The sequence below is a fragment of the Bradyrhizobium sp. MI1.3 genome (genome assembly GCF_055811695.1).
In genome coordinates this window covers 1-23,789 of record NZ_JBVVPQ010000093.1, presented here as the reverse complement: position 1 = coordinate 23,789, position 23,789 = coordinate 1, and the positions used below count along the sequence as shown (strand labels likewise).

Annotated in this window: 17 protein-coding genes; 10 read left to right on the top strand and 7 right to left on the bottom strand. The window is 65.1% G+C overall.

The window, feature by feature from the left end; all coding sequences use genetic code 11:
* Positions 1-90: 90 nt before the first annotated feature.
* Entirely contained in the window at positions 91-1,197 is a 1,107-nt protein-coding gene (nadA, locus tag AC0L3A_RS36170; RefSeq protein WP_007594940.1) for a quinolinate synthase NadA, read from the bottom strand.
* Between the two features lie 330 nt (positions 1,198-1,527).
* Here nadA and AC0L3A_RS36165 point away from each other — a divergent pair, with 330 nt between their 5' ends.
* From AC0L3A_RS36165 to AC0L3A_RS36125, 9 genes are all read left to right on the top strand, one after another.
* Positions 1,528-2,781 carry an MFS transporter gene (locus AC0L3A_RS36165; protein WP_473256170.1) on the top strand — a complete coding sequence of 418 codons (1,254 nt, stop codon included), beginning with the start codon at positions 1,528-1,530 and terminating at the stop codon, positions 2,779-2,781.
* Positions 2,782-2,821: 40 nt separating this feature from the next.
* Positions 2,822-3,808, top strand: a complete 987-nt coding sequence (gene acuI, locus AC0L3A_RS36160) for an acrylyl-CoA reductase (NADPH) (protein ID WP_007594938.1) — start codon at positions 2,822-2,824, stop codon at positions 3,806-3,808.
* A 112-nt stretch (positions 3,809-3,920) separates the two neighbouring features.
* Positions 3,921-4,520 carry a hypothetical protein gene (locus AC0L3A_RS36155; RefSeq protein ID WP_007594937.1) on the top strand — a complete coding sequence of 200 codons (600 nt, stop codon included), beginning with the start codon at positions 3,921-3,923 and terminating at the stop codon, positions 4,518-4,520.
* A gap of 164 nt (positions 4,521-4,684) precedes the next feature.
* Positions 4,685-4,936: a DUF6894 family protein gene (locus AC0L3A_RS36150; RefSeq protein WP_007594936.1), complete on the top strand. Its 252-nt coding sequence runs from the start codon at positions 4,685-4,687 to the stop codon at positions 4,934-4,936.
* A gap of 207 nt (positions 4,937-5,143) precedes the next feature.
* Positions 5,144-6,877 (top strand): methyl-accepting chemotaxis protein, encoded by a 1,734-nt coding sequence (locus AC0L3A_RS36145; RefSeq protein WP_473256169.1) that lies wholly within the window; start codon positions 5,144-5,146, stop codon positions 6,875-6,877.
* A gap of 327 nt (positions 6,878-7,204) precedes the next feature.
* Positions 7,205-9,358: a methyl-accepting chemotaxis protein gene (locus tag AC0L3A_RS36140; protein ID WP_246649621.1), complete on the top strand. Its 2,154-nt coding sequence runs from the start codon at positions 7,205-7,207 to the stop codon at positions 9,356-9,358.
* Positions 9,359-9,643: 285 nt separating this feature from the next.
* Complete coding sequence (locus tag AC0L3A_RS36135; protein WP_473256168.1) at positions 9,644-11,386, top strand: methyl-accepting chemotaxis protein; 1,743 nt, start codon at positions 9,644-9,646, stop codon at positions 11,384-11,386.
* Positions 11,387-11,580: 194 nt separating this feature from the next.
* Entirely contained in the window at positions 11,581-13,551 is a 1,971-nt protein-coding gene (locus AC0L3A_RS36130; RefSeq protein WP_219678684.1) for a methyl-accepting chemotaxis protein, read from the top strand.
* A gap of 287 nt (positions 13,552-13,838) precedes the next feature.
* Positions 13,839-15,527 (top strand): methyl-accepting chemotaxis protein, encoded by a 1,689-nt coding sequence (locus tag AC0L3A_RS36125; RefSeq protein WP_473256167.1) that lies wholly within the window; start codon positions 13,839-13,841, stop codon positions 15,525-15,527.
* A gap of 3 nt (positions 15,528-15,530) precedes the next feature.
* Here the strand turns inward: AC0L3A_RS36125 and AC0L3A_RS36120 are convergent, their stop codons facing one another.
* From AC0L3A_RS36120 to ygfZ, 6 genes are all read right to left on the bottom strand, one after another.
* Positions 15,531-18,245, bottom strand: a complete 2,715-nt coding sequence (locus AC0L3A_RS36120; protein ID WP_219678680.1) for a DUF2339 domain-containing protein — start codon at positions 18,243-18,245, stop codon at positions 15,531-15,533.
* Between the two features lie 49 nt (positions 18,246-18,294).
* Positions 18,295-19,263, bottom strand: a complete 969-nt coding sequence (locus AC0L3A_RS36115; RefSeq protein WP_007594925.1) for an NUDIX hydrolase — start codon at positions 19,261-19,263, stop codon at positions 18,295-18,297.
* 220 nt (positions 19,264-19,483) lie between these two features.
* Entirely contained in the window at positions 19,484-19,990 is a 507-nt protein-coding gene (locus tag AC0L3A_RS36110; protein ID WP_007594910.1) for a tyrosine phosphatase family protein, read from the bottom strand.
* Positions 19,991-20,134: 144 nt separating this feature from the next.
* A complete protein-coding gene (locus tag AC0L3A_RS36105; protein ID WP_007594908.1) occupies positions 20,135-20,749 on the bottom strand; it encodes a YfbR-like 5'-deoxynucleotidase in 615 nt (204 codons plus the stop codon).
* Positions 20,746-21,372 carry a DNA-3-methyladenine glycosylase I gene (locus AC0L3A_RS36100; protein WP_007594906.1) on the bottom strand — a complete coding sequence of 209 codons (627 nt, stop codon included), beginning with the start codon at positions 21,370-21,372 and terminating at the stop codon, positions 20,746-20,748. The genes AC0L3A_RS36105 and AC0L3A_RS36100 overlap by 4 nt, the downstream gene beginning before the upstream one ends.
* Positions 21,369-22,250 (bottom strand): CAF17-like 4Fe-4S cluster assembly/insertion protein YgfZ, encoded by an 882-nt coding sequence (gene ygfZ / locus AC0L3A_RS36095; RefSeq protein WP_473256166.1) that lies wholly within the window; start codon positions 22,248-22,250, stop codon positions 21,369-21,371. The genes AC0L3A_RS36100 and ygfZ overlap by 4 nt, the downstream gene beginning before the upstream one ends.
* Before the next feature lie 101 nt (positions 22,251-22,351).
* On the opposite strand from ygfZ, the gene AC0L3A_RS36090 reads away from it, so the two are divergent.
* Positions 22,352-23,686, top strand: a complete 1,335-nt coding sequence (locus AC0L3A_RS36090; protein ID WP_007594902.1) for a dihydroorotase — start codon at positions 22,352-22,354, stop codon at positions 23,684-23,686.
* Positions 23,687-23,789: the final 103 nt, after the last annotated feature.

The following is a 23,789-nucleotide window of genomic DNA, read 5'->3' as shown; positions in this document are numbered from 1 at the left end:
CCCCCCCCCCCCCCCCCCCCCCCCCCCCCCCCCCCCCCCCCCCCCCCCCCCCCCCCCCCCCCCCCCCCCCCCCCACCGCTGTGTGTGTTGCTAGTTCTTCAGATTGATCATCCGCTCGACCGAGCGCCTTGCGCGGTCCGCAAGCGTGGGATCGATCGTGACCTCGTCGCGAAGCGTCAGCAGGCTCTCCAGAATGTTGGCGAGCGTGATGCGCTTCATGTGCGGGCAGATGTTGCAGGGACGCAGCATCTCCACATCGGGCAGCTCGGCGCGCACATTGTCGGCCATCGAGCATTCCGTGATCATCACCAGCCGCCGCGGCCGCCGCTCGCGCACCCAGTTGATCATGTGCGCGGTCGAGCCCGTGAAGTCGGCCTCGGCCAGCACGTCCGGCGGGCATTCGGGATGGGCGATGATCTGAACGGAGGGATCGGCCTCGCGGTAGCTGCGCAGCTCGGCGCCGGTGAAACGCTCGTGCACCTCGCAGGCGCCCTTCCAGGCAATGATCTTCACGTCGGTCTTCGAGGCCACGTAAGTGGCGAGATAGCGGTCAGGCAGGAAGATCACGCTGGGCGCGCCGAGGCTCTCGACCACCTGAACCGCGTTCGACGAGGTGCAGCAGATATCGACCTCGGCCTTCACCTCCGCGGAGGTGTTGACATAGGCGACGACAGGCACGCCGGGAAATTTTTCGCGGAGCAGGCGGACGTCGGCACCAGTGATGCTGGCGGCGAGCGAGCAGCCCGCGCGCGTATCAGGGATCAGCACCGTCTTGTCCGGATTGAGCAGTTTCGACGTCTCCGCCATGAAGTGCACGCCGCACTGGACGATGATGCCGGCCTTCACCCTGGTGGCTTCGACCGCGAGCTGGAGCGAATCACCGCCGATGTCGGCGACGCAGTGGAAGATCTCCGGCGCCTGGTAATTATGCGCGAGAATCACCGCGCCGCGCGCCTGCTTCAGTTCGTTGATCGCCTTGATCGTCGGGGCCATCAGCGGCCATTCGATCGGCGGGATCACCTGTTTCACGCGCTCGTAAAGCGGTGCGGTGGCTCGCTCGACCTCCGGCGTCCATTCCAGTGAAGGCATCGGCAGCGGAGGTCCGGTTCGCGCCTGCCCCGGCCGTGCCGGCGCGATGACGTGGCCCTGCGGCCGGTTGGCAAAGTCGTCGGGGCCGTAAATTCCAGTTAGCGGCATCGAAGCCTCCCGAGTATGTCAGTTGTACTCAATATGAGTATATTTGTGGCCTGAGAAATCCGGCCGAGGGGGCCGGTGGACCTTCGATATGCTCAATTTGAGTAAATCGAAGATAACACGGCGCGCGGCGGGCCGCCAGATCTTGCCGCACACATTTCCGTCAAGTCCGGCGCCCGGCGCGTCGGCTAAGGTCGCGAGGAAATGCAATGCTCCCGCGCCAGCTCTTCGCGGAATGCAATCGTTTTTGACTTGGGGTTTTCATGCAGATGCATTAAACGAGCTGGCTCGCGGCTGCCATTTGCGAATCCGCGACGACGCACGAGGAACAGCATGTCGACACAGATGGGCGAGCTCGGTTCGGTCTCCCGTTCCTCCTCCTGGCGTACGCCGGCGATCATCATTCTCTGCGGCTGCGCGATCGGGATGCTCGGCTTCGGCCCGCGCTCGGCGCTCGGTTTCTTCGTACAGCCGATGAGCCATGAATATGCCTGGGGCCGCGACGTGTTCGGCCTCGCGATCGCGTTTCAGAATTTGCTGTGGGGACTGGGCCAGCCCGTCGCCGGCGCGATCGCCGATCGCTTCGGCCTGTTCCGGGTAATGTGCGTCGGCGCTCTGCTCTATGCCGGCGGCTTGCTCCTGATGCGCTATTCCTCGACGCCGCTGTCGCTCAACATCGGCGCTGGCGTCATGGTTGGCTTCGGTCTCGCCGGCTGCTCGTTCAATCTGGTGCTCTCGGCATTTACCAAGCTCTTGCCGGCCGAGAAGCGCGGCCTTGCGCTTGGCGCCGGCACTGCGGCGGGATCGTTCGGGCAGTTCCTGTTCGCGCCGATCGGTGTGGCCCTGATCGACAATTTCGGCTGGCAGCAGGCGCTCACCGTGTTCGGCTTCCTGATGCTGCTGATCATCCCGCTGGCGCTGGCGCTCTCGACGCCGCCGGTCGCAAGCACGGCAAACGCGGCGCCCGCGGACCAGCAGACTTTCACCAAAGCGCTCGCGGAAGCCTTCGGCCATCGCTCCTACGTGCTGCTTGTGCTCGGCTTCTTCACCTGCGGCTTCCAGCTTGCCTTCATCACGGTGCATCTGCCGGCCTTCCTGGTCGATAACGGCATCTCCACGCAAGTCGGCGGCTGGGTGATCGCCGCGATCGGCCTGTTCAACATCATGGGATCGCTGAGCGTCGGCTATCTCCAGAACTCACTTCCCAAGCGCTACATCCTCTCGAGCATCTATTTCACCCGCGCGCTTGCGACGTTTGCCTTCATCTCGTTCCCGATCACGCCATTCTCGGCGATTGCGTTCGGCGCGGTCTCCGGCCTGACCTGGCTGTCGACCGTGCCGCCGACCTCGGCGCTGGTCGCGATCATGTTCGGCACGCGCTGGTTCGCCACCCTCTATGGCTTCGCCTTCGTCAGCCATCAGGTCGGCGGCTTCCTCGGCGTCTGGCTCGGCGGCATTGTGTTCGAGCGGTTCGGTTCCTACACGCCGATCTGGTGGCTCTCGATCCTGTTCGGCGTGCTCTCGGCGCTGATCAATCTTCCGATCGTGGAAAAACCGGTCCAGCGGGCGGTTGCGCAGCCTGCCTGATCGGCTAAACATCCCCTGAAACAAGTCAGGGAGTTTTGCTGTGGCGACGTTCAAGGCGATCCGGATCGACAAGGCGGACAAGGGCACCACCGCGCAGCTCACGCAGTTCGACGAAGCCGAGCTGATGGAGGGCGACGTCACCGTCCGCGTGGAATGGTCGACATTGAACTACAAGGACGGCCTTGCGCTCACCGGCAAGGCGCCGGTGGTGCGCCGCTTTCCGATGATTGCCGGCATCGATTTCGCCGGCACCGTCGAGCAGTCCTCGCATCCGCAATGGAAGGCGGGCGATAAAGTCGTCTGCACCGGCTGGGGCATGGGGGAGACCCATCTCGGCGCCTATGCCGAGAAGGCGCGGGTGAAAGGCGACTGGCTGGTCGCTCTTCCGCAGGGCCTGTCGGCGCGCGACGCCATGGCGATCGGCACCGCCGGCTTCACCGCGATGCTGTCCGTGCTGGCGCTGGAGAAGCACGGAGTGTCGCCGAACAGCGGTCCGGTCGTGGTGACGGGCGCGGCGGGCGGCGTCGGCTCGGTTGCGACCGCCGTGCTCTCGAAGCTCGGCTATCACGTCATCGCGTCCACCGGCCGTGCCTCCGAAGCCGGCTATCTGAAAGAGATCGGCGCGACTGAGGTGATCGACCGCAACGAATTGTCAGCGGCCGCCAAGCCCATCGCCAAGGAGCGCTGGGCGGGTGGCGTCGACAGCGTCGGCTCGACCACGCTCGCAAATCTCCTGTCGATGACAAAGTATGGCGGCGCGATCGCGGCCTGCGGCTTGGCGGCCGGCATGGACCTGCCGTCTTCCGTCGCGCCCTTCATTTTGCGCGGGGTGTGCCTTCTCGGCATCGATTCCGTGATGTGCCCGATCGAGCCGCGGAAAGCCGCCTGGCAGCGCCTGGCGTCCGATCTGGATCGGACAAAACTAGCTGAAATTACTCACGAAATTCCGCTTTCCGAAGTTCCGGAGTGGGGCGCGAAAATCCTGGCCGGCCAGGTCCGCGGTCGCACCGTTGTAAAAATTCTCTAACGGCGTTCAGACTTTACCAACCATGCTGCTTCAATGTCGCCATGGTTAGTATGGTAAGCAGCGGGTAAAGAGATAAGGCATAGCCCGCTGCGGGGTTGGTTCGGAGTTGAGCATGCTTGCGCGTATTGTGTTGGGGGCGGTCACGGCGGTAGCGACGTTTGCGCCGGCCATTGCTGGAAGCATGAACGCCGATGAGGCGCGCCGCTTCGTCGCCGGGAAGGTGTTTGCTTTCACCTGCTTTGACGGCACCCGCGGGGCTGGCCGCATCATGGACGACCTCGGCGCCGCCGGCGCTGTGCAGTTCTCGGGTGCAGGTCCGGTGAAACATCTCCGTCTGCCCGGCAACACGCTTCAGATCCGCGGCCAGAACGTCTGCGCCTCGATCAAGGGCATTCCGTTCGAGCCCTGTTTCAACCTTGAAAAGACCGACGATCGCAGTTTCCGCGGCTCGGTGTCGGGGATGGGCTTCGCCTATTGCGACTTCCATCACCAAGGCGGCAACCAGATGCTGATGGCGCGCGCCGTCGCGCGGCCGCGCTCGCTGCGCACCTCGGAACACACGGGTTCGGTCGGCGCGACCAACACCGAAGTCGCCGCGCGTGTCGAGACCCCACGCGTCGAGAGCAGCCGGCTCGAGCCGGTGAAGCCGCAAGTTAAATCGGAGCCCGCCAGGGACGACGCCCCGCTGGAGCTGCGCCGCTCGACCCAGTGAGTTGGCTGCGCAGGACAGTCCGCGCACTTTGTCGTTGAGAGCTGCCATCAAACACGAAGCCGCCGCGCCGTAGTCATACGGACGGCGGCTTTCATGCGTTGGTAGCTGTTCGCGCCCCAGTTTGCGTACGGCCGGGGGGCGCGGCCCGATAAAAGGGTTCAACGATGTCGCTGTACTTCTTCCGTATCAGCACGGGCCGCTATTCCGGTGCTGCCGACCAGCCATATGAGTTCGAGGACCGCGCCGCGGCCTGGACCGAGATGACCGAAGTCTGTGCCAATTTGCTCGGCGGCATCTCACGCGGCCTGAAACAGGACGCCGAATGGCGCATGGAGCTGCTCGACGAGAACAAGGAGCCGGTGTTCCGGATCAGCCTGATCGGCGAGAGCCAGAAAGCCCTTGGTCGCACTGGCTAGAAATCGGGCATCTTACCGCCGCGTGTGGTTAACTTGTTAAGCGCGCGGACCGTGCCATTTTTCAAGGGATTTCCCGGCGAAGCCGGTATTTGTCCGGGGGTGGCCGTTAACCGGATCACCACACCTGAAGCTCAGTTCTTAGGCAAGGGCGATCAACGCCGAGGGCGGCCGACAATGACTTGGCCGCGCATCCCGGGAAACGCCCTCATGTCGAGACTCATCCAGAATCTACAAATTGGTACCAAGCTCGCGCTCGCTTCGGTGTTCGGCGTTATTCTCGTCGGCGCCATGATCGCGAGCCAGGTCATCGGCAACAACACCGTGCGTCATTCCAACCAAGCAGCAATTGCGCAGCAGGAATTGGTGCGCGAGGCCACCGAAGCCAAGCTTGGAATACGTGGCATGCAGCTCGCTGTACGCGACATGCGTCTCGCCAACAATCAGGGTGACTTGCAAAAGGCGAGCGAGACTCTGCTGGAGCGGTCGAAAGCGCTGAACGGCGTCATCGATTCCATGCTCAGATTGACGCACTCCCCGGAAAATCGCGCGCGGATGGAGAAGCTCAGGTCTACGTCCGCCGATTACCTGAAGGGCGCACAGCAGAACGCCTCTTTTCGCAGCGAGGCCATTGCCGTTGCGGCCACGGACCCCGCGCGCGCGGCCAAGATTTCCGAGGAAGGCGCGCGCCAGATCCGTGAGGTGACGCTGCCGCTTGCGACGCAACTGGATAATTTGACCAGCGAGATCGCCGATTTCGCCAAGCACAAAGGCGAGGAAGAAATCGCTGCCGCGACCCAGGAGATGGCCGCGAGCGAGCGTCTCGGCATGGTGGTCGGTGCGTGCGCCGTGCTCGTCCTCGTGGGTTCATGGCTGATGTCCTTCCTGACCATCGCGCGGCCGATCCGCGCGCTCACGGTTGCCATGGACAAGCTCGCTGGTGGTGACTTCTCCGTGGTGCTGCCGGGGCTCGGCCGCAAGGACGAGGTCGGCGGCGTTGCCGGTGCCGTCGAGAAATTGAAGATCGTATCCGAGCAAAAGGCGCGCGAGGATGCCGAGGCCAAGATCAGGCAGGACCAGGTCGCAGCCGCGCAACGCAAGGCAGAGATGCACAAGCTCGCGAACGGCTTCGAAGCTGCCGTCGGGGAGATTGTCGACACCGTCTCCTCGGCCGCGACGGAGCTCGAAGCGTCGGCCTCGACGCTGACCTCGACGGCGGAGCGGGCACAGGAACTGACGATAGTGGTTGCTGCGGCCTCGGAGGAGGCGTCGACCAACGTGCAGTCGGTGGCGTCGGCCACGGAGGAGCTGTCGTCCTCGATCACCGAGATCAGCCGACAGGTGCAGGAATCGGCGCGGGTCGCGAGCGAGGCGGTTACCCAGGCCCGCACCACAACGGACCGTGTCGGCGAATTGTCCAAGGCGGCGGCTCGCATTGGCGACGTGGTCGAGCTGATCAACACCATCGCCGGCCAGACCAATCTGCTGGCGCTCAATGCCACCATCGAGGCCGCGCGCGCGGGCGAGGCCGGCCGCGGCTTTGCCGTGGTGGCTTCCGAAGTGAAGGCGCTGGCCGAGCAGACCGCAAAGGCGACCGGCGAAATCGGCCAGCAGATTTCGGGCATCCAGGCGGCGACGCAGGACTCGGTCGCCGCCATCAGCGCCATCAGCAACACCATCGAAAAGCTGTCCGAGATATCGTCTACGATCGCTGCGGCCGTCGAGGAGCAGGGCGCGGCGACGCAGGAGATCTCGCGCAACGTGCAGCAGGCGGCGGAAGGCACCCATCAGGTCTCGTCCAACATCACCGACGTGCAGCGCGGCGCGGGCGAAACTGGATCGGCATCCTCGCAGGTGCTGGCAGCGGCACAGTCGCTGTCCGGCGACAGCAACCGCCTCAAGCTCGAGGTCGGCAAATTCCTCGACACCGTGCGCGCCGCCTAAGAACCTCGTTCCGGACAGCTCGGAAGACGCCCTGCCTCCTTAGGCGGGCGTTTTTGCATCCGATCGTCGCCGCGAACGTCTCGCGCAGGCCTTCGGCGAACGTCGGCTGCAAAAACAAACGGCGGCGACCTCAAGCTGAAATTTACAACCTGCTCGCGAAATTACCTCTTCGATTTCAACTATTTGGGCTGAAATCTCAGTATTTCTCCGAACCCTCCCGTTAACCAGAATGCGAAAACACGAGGACTAGATTCTCCGGCAAGGGCGATCAACGTCCATGCAGCCGGCAAGGACTTGGCTGCGTGTTTCCTTCGGGGAAAACGTACCATGTTGAGCCCTGCACATCATCAGGCCCGAACTCAGGCCGCCAGCGCGTGGAGTCGGCTCGGACATGTTCGGATCGGCACGATCTTGCCGATCATCATCTCTGCCCTGGTCTTGCTGGGGTTGGCCTCGGCCGGATTCATCGCCTATGAGGCCATCCTCAAGAGACGAGAGTCCGGGGCATTCCTGAAGGTCAATGCAGTTGCCCAGCTGCTGCTGCGCAGCGCAGGACATTGGGCGATTGAACGCGGGCTGACCAACGCCGTGCTGAAGTCTCCTGATGTCGTCAGCCCCGAGCGCCGTGCCGAAATCGCAAAGGCGCGCGCGACGGCCGACGAGGCCTTTCGGCAAGCCATCCTCGATATCAGCGCGATTCCCGAAATGGCGGCGGGGCAAAGACAGATTGCGGACGCAGCGACGAAATTCGAGGCGCTGCGTCTCTTGCGTGAGAAGGCCGACGTGGGAATGTCGCGCCCGCGCGTCGAACGCGAACCTGACCTCGTCGATGGCTTCGCGCCAACGATTACGGAGGTGATCGACGTCGCGAGCAACCGCTTGCGGCTGACGCTCGAAACTCTCACCAGCCCGCCCGTGGCAAGGCTGGCGCAGCTCATCGGCTTGCGACATCTGACAGCTCAGATGGCCGAGAATGCCGGAAGGGAGCGGGCCCTGCTGGCCGGTGTCGTCGGTGCGCGTGCGAAGCTCGGGATGGAGGGCTATGAGCGCCTTTCGGCGCTGCGGGCCAAGGTCGAGCTCGCATGGGACACCGTATTGCCGGTGCGGCTGCGCTCGGACCTCGCCCTGCAGATCGGCGAGGCGATGACGGAGGTCGAGAAGTCCTATTTTGGACTCTACGGTGAAACGCGGGCGCTTGTGCTCGCCGGTGGCGAAGCCGGGGACTACAAGATCACGGGACCCGAGTACTTCACGCGGGCCACTGCCGGCATCAATGCGGTGCTGAAGCTCGGTGAAGCCATTGGCGCGGCCGCTGACCGCGAAGCCACGATGCAGGCAGAAGTCAGCACTCGTAATTTCGCTTTCACGGTCGTGTTGCTCTGCGCCTCGGTGATGCTCGCTGGCCTCAGTTTCTGGATCACCTTTGGCCGGATCCTCAAGCCGCTTTCAGCCATTTCGGTTGCGATGGGTGGGCTCGCCAATGGCGACTTCACGACGGTCGTACCAGGCACCCGCCGAGGTGACGAGGTCGGCGAGATGGCACGGACCGTTGAAGTCTTCAAGCAAAACGGCCTCGAAGTCGAACGCATGCGCGGCGATCACGCTGCGGCCGAGAAGCGGGCAGCCGAGCAGCGCAAGGTGGAAATGCGGAAGCTGGCCGACGGCTTCGAAGCCGCGATCGGGGAGATCGTCGACACCGTGTCCTCGGCAGCGACCGAGCTGGAAGCCTCGGCGTCGACGCTCACATCGACTGCGGAGCGTGGGCAGCAGCTCACGACCATGGTTGCTGCGGCCTCCGAGGAGGCGTCCGCCAACGTACAGGCGGTGGCGTCGGCGACCGAGGAGCTGTCGTCCTCTATCACCGAGATCAGCAGGCAGGTGCAGGAATCGGCCCGCGTGGCCCACGAAGCTGTCGGCCAGGCGCGTGTCACCACCGAGCGTGTCGGCGAATTGTCCAAGGCGGCGACGCGGATCGGCGCCGTGGTCGAGCTGATCAGCACGATCGCAGGTCAGACCAATCTCCTGGCGCTCAACGCGACCATCGAGGCCGCGCGCGCCGGCGAAGCGGGTCGCGGCTTTGCGGTTGTCGCCTCCGAGGTCAAGGCACTCGCCGAACAGACCGCGAAGGCCACCGGTGAGATCGGGCAGCAGATCGCCAGCATCCAGACCGCGACCGAGCATTCGGTCGGCGCAATCAAGGACATCAGCGGCACTATCGAGAAGCTCTCGGAGATTTCCTCCACGATCGCGGCGGCCGTGGAAGAGCAGGGCGCGGCGACACAGGAAATCTCCCGCAACGTGCAGCAGGCGGCGGAAGGCACCCATCAGGTCTCGGCCAACATCACCGACGTGCAGCGCGGGGCGAGCGAGACCGGCTCGGCGTCGTCGCAGGTGCTGGCGGCGGCCCAGTCGCTCTCTGGCGACAGCAACCGTCTCAAGCTCGAAGTCGGCAACTTCCTCGATACCGTGCGCGCAGCGTGACGCGGCATCGCGCAGCGCAAGCGGAACGCGAGATCGGGTTCGTCTGCTGAGCGACGACGCGCCCGCGCACTGGGATTGACGTTAACGCACGTGACGCGGCAAATTCGCGAGGCGTGTTCCGATTGCGCGGGATGGTTGCGATAATCCGGCAATTGAGCGACATATTCAGTATTTTTACTCAAGCGGCATCGCCTCGCGCTTAACGTTAATGGAAAGCTCGCAGACTAGCCTCCAAGGCTGTTCGCGCGCTTCGCCGCGACAATGCGTATCCCGGGGATGTTTTCGATGATGTTCATTCAGAATCTGCGAATTGCCACCAAACTCGCCATCACCTCGGCGCTGACCCTCGCGCTCGTTGCGCTGATGATCCTCCTCCAGATGAGCGGAAGTGCCGAGGTCCAGAAGCTCAACAATAGCGCATCGGGACAGCAGGCGATCGCGCAAAACGCCGCAGAAGCGAAGGCGTCGGTGCGGGGCATGCAGATCGGCATTCGCGACATCCTGACCTCGTCCTCGCCTGCCGAGTTGCAGAAGGCCGCCAGCTATTTCAACGACCGCCAGACGGCTGCCCTTAAGTTTTCCGGTGAAATGGCAGGGCTCTCGCAATCGCCGGAGAACCACAAACGTATCGACCGCCTGACCGTGTTGATTGGCAATTTCCAGAAAGGCGAGCAGCAGATCGAGGCGATCCGTAAGCAGGAGCTCGCGCTCGAGTCGAGGAAGGACGGCGAAGCGGCGACGCAATTGGCAAAGCTGACCGCTGAAATCATCCGCATCCGCAAGGAGATGCTGATGCCGACCAACGCGGAAATATCGGAACTGGCCGACGAGATCACGAACTTCGCCAAGCATAAGAGTGCAGAGGCGCGCACGGCGGCGGAAACAGAGGCTGCGTCCGTTGCGCGGACGTCATTCGTCGCAGGCGTGCTGGTCGCGCTGGTCCTGATCGGCGCGTGCGTCTTCTCGATCTTCAGCATTGCCCGTCCGATGCGCGCCCTGACTGTCGCGATGGAGAAGCTCGCGGGCGGCGACTTCGCTGTGGTGCTGCCGGGCCTCGGCCGCAAGGACGAGGTCGGCGGCGTTGCCGGTGCCGTCGAAAAATTCAAGACCGTATCCGAGCAGAAGGCGCGCGAGGAAGCGGAAGCCAAGATGCGGCAGGACCAGATGGCGGTCGAGCAGCGCAAGGCCGAGATGCGCAGGCTTGCCGACAGTTTCGAAGGCGCCGTCGGCGAGATTGTCGGCACGGTGTCGTCGGCCTCGACCGAACTCGAAGCGTCGGCCACGACGCTGACCTCGACCGCCGAGCGCACGCAACAGCTCACGACCGTGGTTGCAGCAGCCTCGGAGGAAGCCTCGACCAACGTGCAATCGGTGGCGTCTGCGACCGAAGAGCTGTCGTCCTCGATCACCGAGATCAGCCGCCAGGTGCAGGAATCGGCGCGGGTCGCGAGCGAGGCGGTGACCCAGGCCCGCACCACAACGGACCGTGTCGGCGAATTGTCCAAGGCGGCGGCTCGCATTGGCGACGTGGTCGAGCTGATCAACACCATCGCCGGCCAGACCAATCTGCTGGCGCTCAATGCCACCATCGAGGCGGCACGCGCGGGCGAAGCCGGTCGTGGCTTTGCCGTGGTGGCTTCCGAAGTGAAGGCGCTCGCGGAGCAGACCGCAAAGGCGACCGGCGAAATCGGCCAGCAGATTTCCGGCATTCAGGCCGCGACGCAGGACTCGGTCGCCGCCATCAGCGCCATCAGCAACACCATTGAAAAGCTGTCCGAGATATCGTCCACGATCGCTGCGGCCGTCGAGGAGCAGGGCGCGGCGACGCAGGAGATCTCCCGCAACGTGCAGCAGGCGGCGGAAGGCACCCATCGGGTCTCGTCCAACATCACCGACGTGCAGCGCGGCGCGGGCGAAACCGGCTCGGCATCGTCGCAGGTGCTGGCAGCCGCGCAGTCGCTGTCGGGCGACAGCAACCGCCTCAAGCTCGAGGTCGGAAAATTCCTCGACACCGTGCGCGCGGCCTGACGGGCGCATATCTCTGAGAGAACTGCAACCGCCGCGCGTAGAAGCGCGGCGTTTGCGCGCGTGCATATTGCGGCGCCGCGACGAAGACCGCGCAGGGTTAACTTTCCGGAAAACCGATGCAGTCATGATCCCCGCAATATTCCGGGCGCTGAGTCGCCCTCACGTATTGCGTATCGACGTATTGGAGCACACTCATGAGCGGCCCTTCCATTCGCCTCGCCCACAAGGTCATGGCGATCGGACTGTTCGGATTGTTGGGCCTCGTCGCCTTCGGCGCGATCTACGAGATCGGCAGTCTCTCCCAGGACGCCTCTCGCGAGATTGCCAACCGGGCTCGTGCGATCGCCGACATCGACAAGCAGCTCTCGATCGAGATGCTGGAGGCTCGCCGGGACGAGAAGAACTTCCAGCAGCGCCGCAACGAAAGCTACGCCAAGGCCCATGCCGAATTGATCGGCCCGATCAACCGCGACTTCGAGGAGATCGAGCGGCTGGTTGCGGCCGGCGGCATGGGCGCGCTGTCCGACCGGATGAAGCAGGCGCATGACGGCTTCAAGCGATACGCGTCGGACTTCGGCGCATTGGTGGCCGCGGAGACCCGGCTCGGCCTGAACGAGACGCTGGGCCTCTCCGGCTCGCTCCGCGCCGCCGTGCACGACATTGAGGCCAAGCTCAAGGAGATCGACGATCCCAGGTCCACGAGCTGGATGCTGATGATGCGCCGGCATGAGAAGGATTTCATGCTGCGGCGCGACCCAAAATACATCGCCGAGATGAAGAAGGCCGCAGTTGAATTCTCCAAGGCGATAGAGGTTGTCGCGGTCCCTACGGCGGTGATGAACGACATCACGGCCAAGCTGCAGAAATACCAGTCCGAGTTCGCGGCGTGGGCCGACACTGCACGGCAGAGCGCCGCCCTTGACGCCAGCATGATGAAGACCTTCCGCGAGCTCGAGCCGGGTATGGTCGAGGTACGCAATACAGTTGAAGGCCTGTACAAGCAGGCCGAATTTGGGGAAGCCGCGACCCGCGATGCCGTGCGCATATGGATGATGGTCGCCTTCGGCGTCACCGTCGTAGTGCTCGCCGCAGTCGGCTTCCTTCTGGGGCGTTCGATCTCGAAGTCGCTTGCCGGCATGGTCGGTGCGATGACGCGGCTTGCGCGCGGCGAGCTTTCGATTTCCGTTCCCGGCATCGGGCGCAGGGACGAGATCGGCGAGATGGCCGGTGCCGTCGAGGTGTTCAGGACCAACATGGTGGAGGCCGAGCGGCTGCGCGTCGAGCAGATCGATGCCGAGGCGCGCGGGCGCCAGCAGCGTAAGGCCGACATGCACCGGCTCGCCGATAATTTCGAAGGCGCGGTCGGCGAGATCATCGATACTGTTTCATCGGCTGCAACCGAGCTCGAGGCGTCTTCGAACACGCTGACGCAGGCCGCCGAGCGCGGCAACGGGCTTGCCACCGTCGTGGCGGCCGCCTCCGAAGAGGCCTCCGCGAACGTGCAGTCGGTGTCTTCAGCGAGCGAGGAAATGACCTCCTCGATCTCCGAGATCAGCCGTCAGGTGCAGGAATCGGCGCGTGTCGCCGATGTCGCCGTCGAGCAGGCCCAGCGCACCAATGCGCGCGTCGCCGAGCTGACCAAGGCCGCTTCCCGCATTGGCGACGTGGTCGAGCTGATCAACACCATCGCCAGCCAGACCAATCTGCTGGCGCTCAACGCGACGATCGAAGCGGCGCGAGCGGGCGAGGCCGGCAAGGGTTTTGCCGTGGTCGCGACTGAAGTCAAGGCGCTCGCCGAGCAGACTGCGAAAGCGACCGGCGAGATCAGCCAGCACATCGGTGCGATCCAGACCGCAACGCAAGACTCAGCCGGGGCGATCAAGGAGATCGGCGACACCATCGCGCGGATGTCGGAGATCTCGTCGACCATCGCGGCCGCGGTCGAGGAGCAGGGCGCCGCCACGCAGGAGATCTCCCGCAACATCCAGCACGCCGCGAATGGCACCTCCGAAGTCTCAGCGAATATCGGCCACGTCCAGCGCGGCGCAGGCGAAACCGGGGCTGCCTCGGCGCAGGTGCATTCGGCTGCGCAATCCCTTTCGCAGGAGAGCAACCGGCTGAAGAGCGAGGTCGCGCGCTTCCTGGAATCGGTACGGGTGGCGTGACAGCCGCTGCCGCGTTGGTCGCATGTTGCGGCGCAAGCGGACACGCTGCGCGTGGCAGCATGAGGTGGCTGCGAGCTGCAACAAATGGTTGCATGAGAAATAGCGACTGTCGGAAGTGTCCCGTAATTTTACGTAGGTCCCTGTTAACGCCTGCTTGCGACTATGTGTGCAATCTCACGGGATAAGAACCAGCCAGCATTGTTGAACTGACATCCGTCTCGCCACCGTCGTGGCGATCACGGCGCAAATGATTTGCGCGTTGTCAGGTAACATCGGGATTTGTCGTGATGTCGAAATTGTCGATCGTCTTCAAGCTTCTGGCCGTGCTGTCGGTCCTCGTTCTTTCGCTCGCCGGTGTCGGCGTGACGGCGATCGGCACCATGCAGAACATCAATTCCCATACGGTCGAGATTGCGGAGAGCTGGCTGCCCAGCGTGCGCGCGCTTGGCTCGCTTCGCGCCGACATCAACGAGCTGCGCGTGGCGCTCCGTCTGCATCTGATGCAGGACAGCGTCGAGGGCAAGGACGCCGCCGAGAAGCGCTTGGCCTCGCTGCGCGCGCGCATCGACCAGACCCGCAAGGTCTACGAGCCGCTGATCACCTCCGCCGAGGAGCGCTCGCTCTATGGGCAATGGAGCACGGCGTGGGCCGAGTATCTGAACGGCGTGCAGGACGTGATGGCGTTGTCGCGCAAGGGCGTCAGCCGTTTCCCGGCCGACGCTAACGAGCTGTTGCAGACCAAGGTCGCGAAGATGGCCCAGGCCGCCGACCCGCTGCTTCAGAAGGGCATCGAGATGAACAATCGCGGCGCCGAGCTGGAGACCAAGCAGGCCGCCGACAGCTATGCCATGATCTTCCGCGTGCTGGTCGGCATCATCGTGCTCTCGGTCGTGATCGCGATCGGCGCCGCCTATTATCTCGTGCGCGACGTTTCCCGTGGCATTGCCTCGATCATCCGCCCGATGCAGTCGCTCGGCGAGGGCGACCTTTCGGCCGAGGTGCCGCATCGCGGCGAGCGGACCGAGATCGGCTCGATGGCGGATGCGCTGCAGATCTTCAAGGAGGCGCTGATCGCCAAGAAGGCTGCCGACGAGGCCGCTGCGCGCGACGCCGAAGCCAAGATCGAACGCGGCCGCCGTGTCGACGCCATCACCCGCAAGTTCGAAGCCATGATCGGCGAAGTCGTCGGGACCGTGTCCTCGGCTTCCACCGAGCTCGAGGCCTCCGCCTCGACGCTGACCAACACCGCGCAGCGCGGACAGGAACTCGCGACCGTCGTCGCAGCCGCCTCCGAGGAAGCCTCGACCAACGTCCAGGCGGTGGCATCCGCTTCGGAGGAGCTGTCGTCCTCCATCACCGAGATCAGCCGCCGCGTGCAGGATTCGGCGCGGATGGCGGCGGAGGCCGTCGAGCAGGCGGCGCGGACCAACGACCGCGTCAACGCGCTGTCGCAGGCGGCGTCCCGCATCGGCGACGTCGTCGAACTCATCAATACCATCGCGGGCCAGACCAATCTGTTGGCGCTGAACGCGACCATCGAGGCCGCGCGTGCCGGTGAAGCGGGCCGCGGATTCGCGGTCGTCGCCTCCGAGGTCAAGGCGCTGGCGGAGCAGACTGCGAAAGCCACCGGTGAGATCGGGGCGCAGGTCTCAGGTATCCAGGCGGCGACGCAGGAATCGGTCAGTGCCATCCAGGAGATCGGCGGCACCATCGAGCGGCTGTCCGAAGTGGCTGCGGCCATCGCTGCCGCAGTCGAAGAACAGGGCGCGGCCACGCAGGAAATCTCGCGTAACGTCCAGCAGGCCTCGGTCGGCACGCAGGAGGTCTCGTCGAACATCACCGATGTGCAGCGGGGTGCGTTCGAGACCGGCGAGGCCTCGAACGAGGTGCTGTCGGCGGCAAAATCGCTCGCGACCGACAGCACCCGTCTCAAGGTCGAGGTCGCGCAATTCCTGGAATCGGTTCGCGCGGCCTGATCCTCAAATGCTCGTCTGCGGAGCCGGCGGCGGTGCGACCTGCCGCCGGAACAGGATGCGCTGGTAGAGCCAGCCGATCGCGACCAGCACGATGCCGAGGCACATGAAGGACAGCGCGCGGTAGACGCCCGTCAGCGTCGACATGTCGATGACGAAGGCCTTCAGGATCGTCAACGCGATCACGACGGCCGACGCCAGCCGCGCCCGCTCCGAATTGACGAGAATGCCGACGCCGAGCAGCACCACGCCGAAGCCGAGCCAGCCGATCGAATAGGTATATTGCTCGGCGCCCGTCGTCTCCCCGGAGGAGAGGATCGGGCCGTGATAGAAGCGGCGGATCTCCAGCGTGACATAGGTCAGCGCGAACAGCAGCGCGCCGCCCGCAATCGTGTTGGCGTAGGCCTTGCCGCGTTCGCCGGCCACGGCATAGGACAGCAGCAGCATCAGCACCGCTGGCAGCGCGTAGCCGAGCAGCAGCAGGTTGAACACGGCGCCGCCGACGTCGGTGCGCCACAGCAGCGGGTTCTCCAGGATCAAGAGGCCGAACACGCCCACGAGCCCGGCGATCGCCGTGAGCACGACCGCGCCGACATTGTGCACGATGCTGCGGCTGCGCTGCCGCAGACGCTCCAGCCCGATCGCCATGGCGAGCATGACGCTGACCTGCAGCGCGCATTCGAGCAGCGACGGTGCCGACGTCACGTCGCCGCCGGTCGCAAAGTGCCGGATCTCCATGAAGGCGAGCAGCGCGGTGAACAGGATCGCGGCGCTCTCGATCATGCGCAACGGGGCGTCGTCGCCGCGGCGGCGCAGGAACAGGCTCGCCGCCCAGAACGATGCCGCCGGCACGCCGTAGCCCCACAACAGCCAGTTGAAGATCGGCGTGGTTCCGACGGCGTCGCCGACGATGCGTGGATCATAGCCGATCCGAGCGGTGACCAGGCCTGCGAAGATCGCGGCCAGCCAGCGCAGGAACGGGATCGGCCGCTGCATCGAGATCCAGGCGGTGCCGAGCGACATCAGCGCGAGTGCGATCGTGAGCCAGCCCTTCTCCAATGCAAATGTCAGCGCCAGCGCCAGCGCACCGAGCGTGCCGGTCGCGAACAAGGCCGTGGAGATCATGGCGCCCGGCCGGGTCTCGCGGCGCGCAAGCGCTTCGGTGGCAGCGCCGAAGGCGGCGGCGAGCAGCACCGCGAGAATGGCGAACGGGATCGAGCGGTCGAGGTGCGCGATGCGTGCGTAGAGCGCGACCAGGATCGCGATCGGCGTCGCGACACCCGCGACCGACCACACCACCGGAATGATCGCCGAGTTCGAACGGCCCTGCGCGAGGAATCCCGCGATGCCGAAGCCGGCGGCGAAGATCGCCGCCATCACCAGATGCAGCGTCACCGCGCTGTCGATCGCCGTCGGTGCGATGCCGGCGATGGGGCCGCCCGGCAGCACCAGCATGTCGGGATTGGCGCGCACCGCCCATTCGGCGAACACGATGAAGACGGTCGCGGCGGCCGCGCCGAGCGCGCCGGTGGCCGCCGGCGCGCGCCAGGCGACAAGCAGCGTCGCGCCGACGAGCAGCGTGAAGGCGATCAGCGCCAGGTCCGCATGCGCGCTCGACAGCACGATCAGCATCGCGCCGAACAGATAGGCACCGAGCGAGCCCGACGAGACCGGCTCGATTTCACCGTCCTCGATCGTCGGGCCGAACATGAAGCCGCAGACGACGAGAAGAGCGGCAAGAACGAAGCCTGCGATCACATGCAAAGCGTGCGGCGCGACCTGCAAGTCGCTGGTATCGAGCCCCGGAAAGATCCAGAGCACGGCGAAGGCGATCGTGGTGACCGCAAGCCAGCGCCACAACCGGATACGGGCGAGGCCGAAGCTCGCGGCGGTGACGATGGCGAGATAGATGTAGAGTGCCCAATAGTTCGGCTTGTCGCTCGAGACGAGGATCGGCGTCACGAACGCGCCGACTACGCCGAGGCCCGCGAGCGCGGGCCCGTGCAAAAGCGCTGCAGCCAGCGTGCCGAGCGCGACGAGGCCGAGCAGCACGAAGGCGGTCGCGGGGACGAGGAATCCATAGAGCGCGTAAGCCGCGTAGATGGTCGCAAATGCCACCGCCGTGCCGGCCGCGGTGAGGATCGCGGGAATGTTGGCGATCGGCAGCGCGGCGATGTTGGAGATGCTCTCCTTGCGGCGTGACCATTCGCCGGCGCCAAGCAGCGCCAGCGCGAACACGCCGCCAAGGAACACGCGCACACCGGGGCCGACGAGGCCGGCCTCGATCGAATAGCGCACCATGAAGAAGCCGCCGAGCGCGAGCGCAAGGCCGCCGATCCACACCACCCAGCGCGTGCCGAGCCGTTCCTCGAAGCCGGGCGCGGGCGCGGGTGCGGGCCGCGGCGGCGGCGCGTCGGCCTCGGTGCTCGCTTCGAGCGGAGGCGGTGAAACATCCTCCGTGACGGGCGGGGGCGGCGCCTCGGCTCCCGGTTCGGCTTGGGGCACAAGCGGCGGCGGCGCTGCAGAAGTCGTCGCGGACGCTTCAGCCCACACATCTGCCGGGATCCGCGGCGGCTGCACGGGCCGTTGCGCGTGGAACGTCGCTTCGAGCGAGCTCAGCCGTCGTCGCAGCTCAGCCGCCTGGCTGGAGGCCTTGATCGCGATGATGAAAGCGATGACCGCAATGATCAGCGCGAAGACGTCGAACGGGCCGTCAGACATAAAGCCTCCAGGCAATCGGCGGGCAGGGGCCGATCGCGCATATCTCGGGTTAGCGCCGGGAGCGTACGCGCAAGCCCGGCGCGGGCCGCTCCTGGAGCACGTCGCGACGGAAGCGGTAGAGCGCCGCCGGACGTCCGCCCGTCTGTGTCGACATCACCCCGGTCGGTTCGACCAGGGCTTCCATTTCGACCAGGCGGCGGAAATTTTGTTTGTGCAGGTGTCGGCCGGAGATCGCCTCCACCGTATACTGCAATTCGGTGAGTGTGAACTCGGCGGGCAAAAGTTCAAAGACCACAGGACGATACTTCAGTTTTGCACGCAGTCGCGCGATCGCTGTCGCAAGAATCCGGCGGTGGTCGAAGCGCATGGATGTGCCGAGCGCGGGCAGTGCCTTGCGCGCTAATGCCGCAGGGCGACCGTCGCGCCGTGCTTCCTCGACCAGCCCGGCCTCGTACAGGAGCTCGTAGCGGTCGAGCACGCGCTCCTCGTCCCAGGACGCGCCGTCGAGACCGAAATAGAACCGCACGCGATCCTTGCGCGGCAGTGCGCGCGTCGTCTCCGGCGTCTCCTCTTCGGCCCACTCGGTCAATGCCGGGATGATGTCGTCCGCGATGATCGCGGGCGGCCCCTCGCGCCAGTCTTCCCACGGCAGGAAGCGATACCACGGCGCGAAGCTCGCACTCGTGGCTGCGAGTTCGCCGCCGATGGCGCGCGTCAGTGCGAGATAGCCGATCGACACCATGTGCGCGCCGATGTCGCCGGCTTCGGCATGCCGGCCGCGATCGCCGAACGTGTAGAGCTGTTCGACATAGCCGAGCCGCAGGCCCGTCTGTTCCTCGACCCAGGCCCGCAGGCCGATCTCGAAAGTGCGGTGGCTCGGCGCATCGAACGGGCCGAACGGCAGGCCGGCCAGTCCGTCACTGTCGCGCGCGGTGAGGATCAGCGGCTCATGATTCTCGATCGCGACGATCGCGGCAGTCAGGCCGATCTCGATCGGCGTCAGCAGCTTTTCGCTCATGCGATGGCGATCGCGTGAGTGATGAGATAGGTATGCCAATTGTTTGAGCCGGTCTCGCCGCGGGCTCGCTGTAACCTCTCCCGCTTGCGGGAGAGGTCGGCGCGAAGCGCCGGGTGAGGGCTTTCTCCTCTAGGGGACTGTCCCGATGCGGAGATACCCTCTCCCCACCCCTCTCCCGCAAGCGGGAGAGGGAGCACACCTCTGCTGTGGTGCGCAACTGTCATTCGAGCTCGATCACGAACGGGCGGCCCTCGACCATCATCGCGCCCGGGCCCATCTCGTCGAGTGCGCGCAGCATGCGGCCGTTGCGTCCCAGCGCACGGTCGGCAAGGCTGACGATGCGGCGGTTCGGCGAGGCGATCGGGGAAGCCGCTCTAATCTTCTTTGCGATCTCGGTCTCGTCGCGATCCGGATTGAGTGCGCACACGGCGGCGAAGGCGCTCGCGGTGGAGCGGCTGATGCCGGCATAGCAATGCACCACCAGCGGCGCGTCGCGGTCCCAGCTGCGCACGAAGTTCAGCACCTGCTCGATATGCGTTTCCGATGGCGCGACGAAGCCGTCCATCTCCTCGGTGATGTCGTCCATCGATACCTTGAGATGGTTGGCCGGCAGCACCGACACCGGCCGCGCCACCTGCTCGACATTGGCCATCACGGTCAGCACGTGGCTGGCCTTGGTGAGGCGGACGGTTTCGGGAAGGGCGGCGAGGGAACAGACGTGGATCATGGCGGACCTTTTTGGCGGCGAGTATAGCGAGCGCCCGTAGGGTGGGCAAAGGCGCATCGCACCGTGCCCACCATTTCGCAACTGCGCATCTCCACCAGTTTGGTGGGCACGCTTCGCTTTGCCCACCCTACGAAGGGATAGGGTTCACGCAAACACGGCGCCAAACCGCTCCAGAAACTGCTTCTCGGCCCGGGCAGCCGTCCAGGGGGTGAGATAGTCGCGCCGGACGCTGTCGGGCAGGCCCGGATCGCGGCCGAACAGGCGCCTGGACTCGCTTTCGCTGAAGCCGGCGAGCGTCGTCGCCTCCAGATAGGCCGCGCCGCGATCGGCGGCCTTGATCGCCAACGTGATCTCCTCCGGCAGCACCGGCGGCAGGCCAAAGCGGATGTGGATGGCGCCGAGTAGGCGTTTTTCGACTGCCTTGTAATGACCGTCGAGCACGGCCTTGAACGGCGATATCATATCGCCGATCACGTATTCGGGCGCATCGTGCAGCAGCGCGGCAAGCCGCACGCGCAGATCCACGCGCGGGTTCTCGTGCCGAATCACGGTTTCGACCAGCAGCGTATGCTGCGCGACCGAGAAGATGTGTGCGCCGATGGTCTGGCCGTTCCAGCGGGCGACACGCGCCAGCCCATGCGCGACGTCGGCGATCTCGATATCGAGCGGGGAGGGATCGAGCAAATCGAGCCGCCGGCCCGACAGCATGCGCTGCCAGGCACGAGACGCCACATCGGGTGACGACTTCCTGGCCGTCATTTGGACTTGAGGCGCGGCTTGCGCTGCGTCTTGCCGCAGCTCGCGTGACAATGGCAGTCGACGAGATGATCGTTGACCATGCCGGTCGCCTCCATGAAGGCATAGACGATGGTCGGGCCGACGAATTTGAAGCCGCGCGAGGACAGCTCCTTGGAGATTTGCGTGGAGAGCGGCGTCGAGGCCGGTACGCTCGCGGTGGTCTTGAAATGATTGACCTTGGGCCTTCCGTCCATGAAGTCCCACAGGAATTTCGAGAAGCCGGGGCCCTTCTCCATGATGTCGAGATAGGATTTCGCGCTTGATATTGTGCCGTCGATCTTGGCCTTGTTACGCACGATGCCGGCATCGTTCATCAGCGCGTGAACTTTCTTCTCGTTGTAGCGTGCGATCTTTTCCGGCTGGAAATCGTCGAAGGCTTTGCGGAAATTGTCGCGCTTGCGCAGGATCGTGATCCAGGACAGGCCGGCCTGGAAACCGTCGAGGATCAGCTTCTCATAGAGCGCGCGGTCGTCATATTCCGGCACGCCCCATTCGGTGTCGTGATAGGCGACGTAGAGCGGATCCTCGCCGGGCCAGGGGCAACGCGTCTTTCCGTCGGGATGCAAGCGTGGAGCACGGCTCATGCGATGGGTTGCTTCGTCGGAATGCGGACGATTTCAGGTTCCGCTAGCCTCACAGCGAGGCCACCGGCAGTCAGCGCCTCTCCTGCGTCGAGCGCATCGGCGACGCGGTCGATGCGCACCAGCGCGATACCCTTGCCCTGCGCCGACGAGCCCATCGTGCCGACCGGCTTGTCGCCGGCGAGAATGCTGACGCCGGGCTCAGGCGAGGAGTCCTCGAGCAGTACCTTGACGCTGCGGGTGCGGGCGGTGCCGCGATGCTGCATGCGCGAGACGACCTCCTGGCCGACATAGCAGCCCTTGTCGAAATCGACACCGGCCAAACGGTCCATGTTGGTCTCGTGCGGGAACGCATCGCTGTACGTGAAATCGAGCCCGCCGCGCGGCACGCCGAGCGCGATGCGGTGGGCCTCGTAGGCGGCGGCGTCGACGAGCTCGGCGCCGATCAGATCGGACAGCTTATGTTTGAGATCTTCGGGGATCAGGATGCGGGTGCCGAGGTCTTCATTGCGCGGATCGGCGAAGGCGAGGTCGGGCTGGGCCGCAGGCTTGCCGTCCCAGGCCGCGAGCACGCCGAGATCGTCGGACAGGTTTTCCACCGTGACCTTGGCGCGCAGCTTGTAGAATTTCAGCTTGGTGGCGAGGCCGTCGGCAAGCGGCTTCGGGCAATCGATCAGGAACCCGCCGCCATGGCCGGCAGGCGCTTCCGTGATCAGGAAATCTACGATGATCTTGCCCTGCGGCGTCAGCAGCGCGCCGAATCGGCCGAGGCCCGGCTTCAGCTTGTCGACATCGGTCGTGACGAGGCCATTGAGGAAGTTGCGCGCATCCTCGCCCGCGACCTTGATCACGCCCCGGTCCGGAAGAAACGCTGATTTCATACGAAAATCTCTTGCGACATGTTGCTCCGGAACGTAAGCCCGCAAGGCAAAAACGACAAGACCTCAAGCCCTGCGCTTGGGGACGAGAGAGGCCTTCAGCCATGACCCAGCGTTTCGACGTGATCCTCAAGGGCGGCACTGTCGTCAACCAGGACGGCGAGGGAGCCCGCGATATCGGCGTCGTCAACGGCCGCATTGCCGAGATCGGCACCCTGTCGCAGGCTTCCGCCGCGGAGGTGATCGACTGCAAGGGCCTGCACATCCTGCCCGGCGTGATGGACACGCAGGTGCACTTCCGCGAGCCCGGGCTGGAGCAGAAGGAAGACCTCGAGACCGGTTCGCGCAGCGCCGTGATGGGCGGCGTCACCGCCGTGTTCGAGATGCCGAATACGTCACCGCTCACGGTGACGGAAGCCGCCTTCACCGACAAGGTGAAGCGCGCCCATCACCGCATGCATTGCGATTTCGCCTTCTTCATCGGCGGCACGCGCGAGAACGTGCAGGACCTGCCGGTGCTGGAGCGCGCGCCGGGCTGCGCCGGGGTCAAGGTGTTCATCGGCTCCTCGACCGGCGCGCTCTTGGTGGAGGATGACGAAAGCCTGCGCCGCATCTTCCAGGTGATCCGCCGCCGCGCGGCGTTCCACGCCGAGGACGAGTACCGCCTCAACGACCGCAAGTCGCTGCGTATCGAGGGCGACACGCGCTCGCACCCGGTGTGGCGCGACGAGACCGCGGCGCTGATGGCGACGCAGCGCCTGGTGAAGCTCGCGCACGAGACGGGCAAGCGCATCCACGTGCTGCATATCTCGACCAAGGAAGAGATCGAATTTTTGCGCGACCACAAGGACGTCGCCTCCTGCGAGGCGACGCCGCATCATCTCACGCTGGTGGCGCCCGAATGCTACGAGCGGCTCGGCACGCTGGCGCAGATGAATCCGCCGGTGCGCGGCGCCGATCATCGCGCCGGGATCTGGCGCGGCATCGAGCAGGGCATCATCGACGTGCTCGGCTCCGATCATGCCCCGCATACGCTCGAAGAGAAGCAGAAGATCTATCCGGCCTCGCCCTCCGGCATGACCGGCGTGCAGACGCTGGTGCCGCTCATGCTCGATCATGTCAATGCGGGTCGGTTGTCGCTGGCGCGTTTCGTCGATCTCACCAGCGCCGGCCCCGCGCGCCTCTACAATATGGCCTGCAAGGGCCGCATCGCCGCCGGCTACGACGCCGACTTCACCGTCGTCGATCTCAAGCGCAGCGAGACCATCACCAACAAATGGGTGGCCTCCAAGGCCGGCTGGACCCCCTATGACGGGTTGCGCGTCACCGGCTGGCCCGTCGGCACCTTCATCCGCGGCCGCCGCGTGATGTGGCAGGGCGAGCTCGTGACGGCCTCGCAAGGTGAGCCGGTGCGGTTTCTGGAGACGTTGAAACAGTAGGGAGCGGCACAAGCGTTCCGCACTCCCGGCGTCGTCCTGGCGAAAGCCAGGACCCATTACCACAGGATCAAGTTGTGGCGCCCAAGTGTTGGCCACCAGTCTT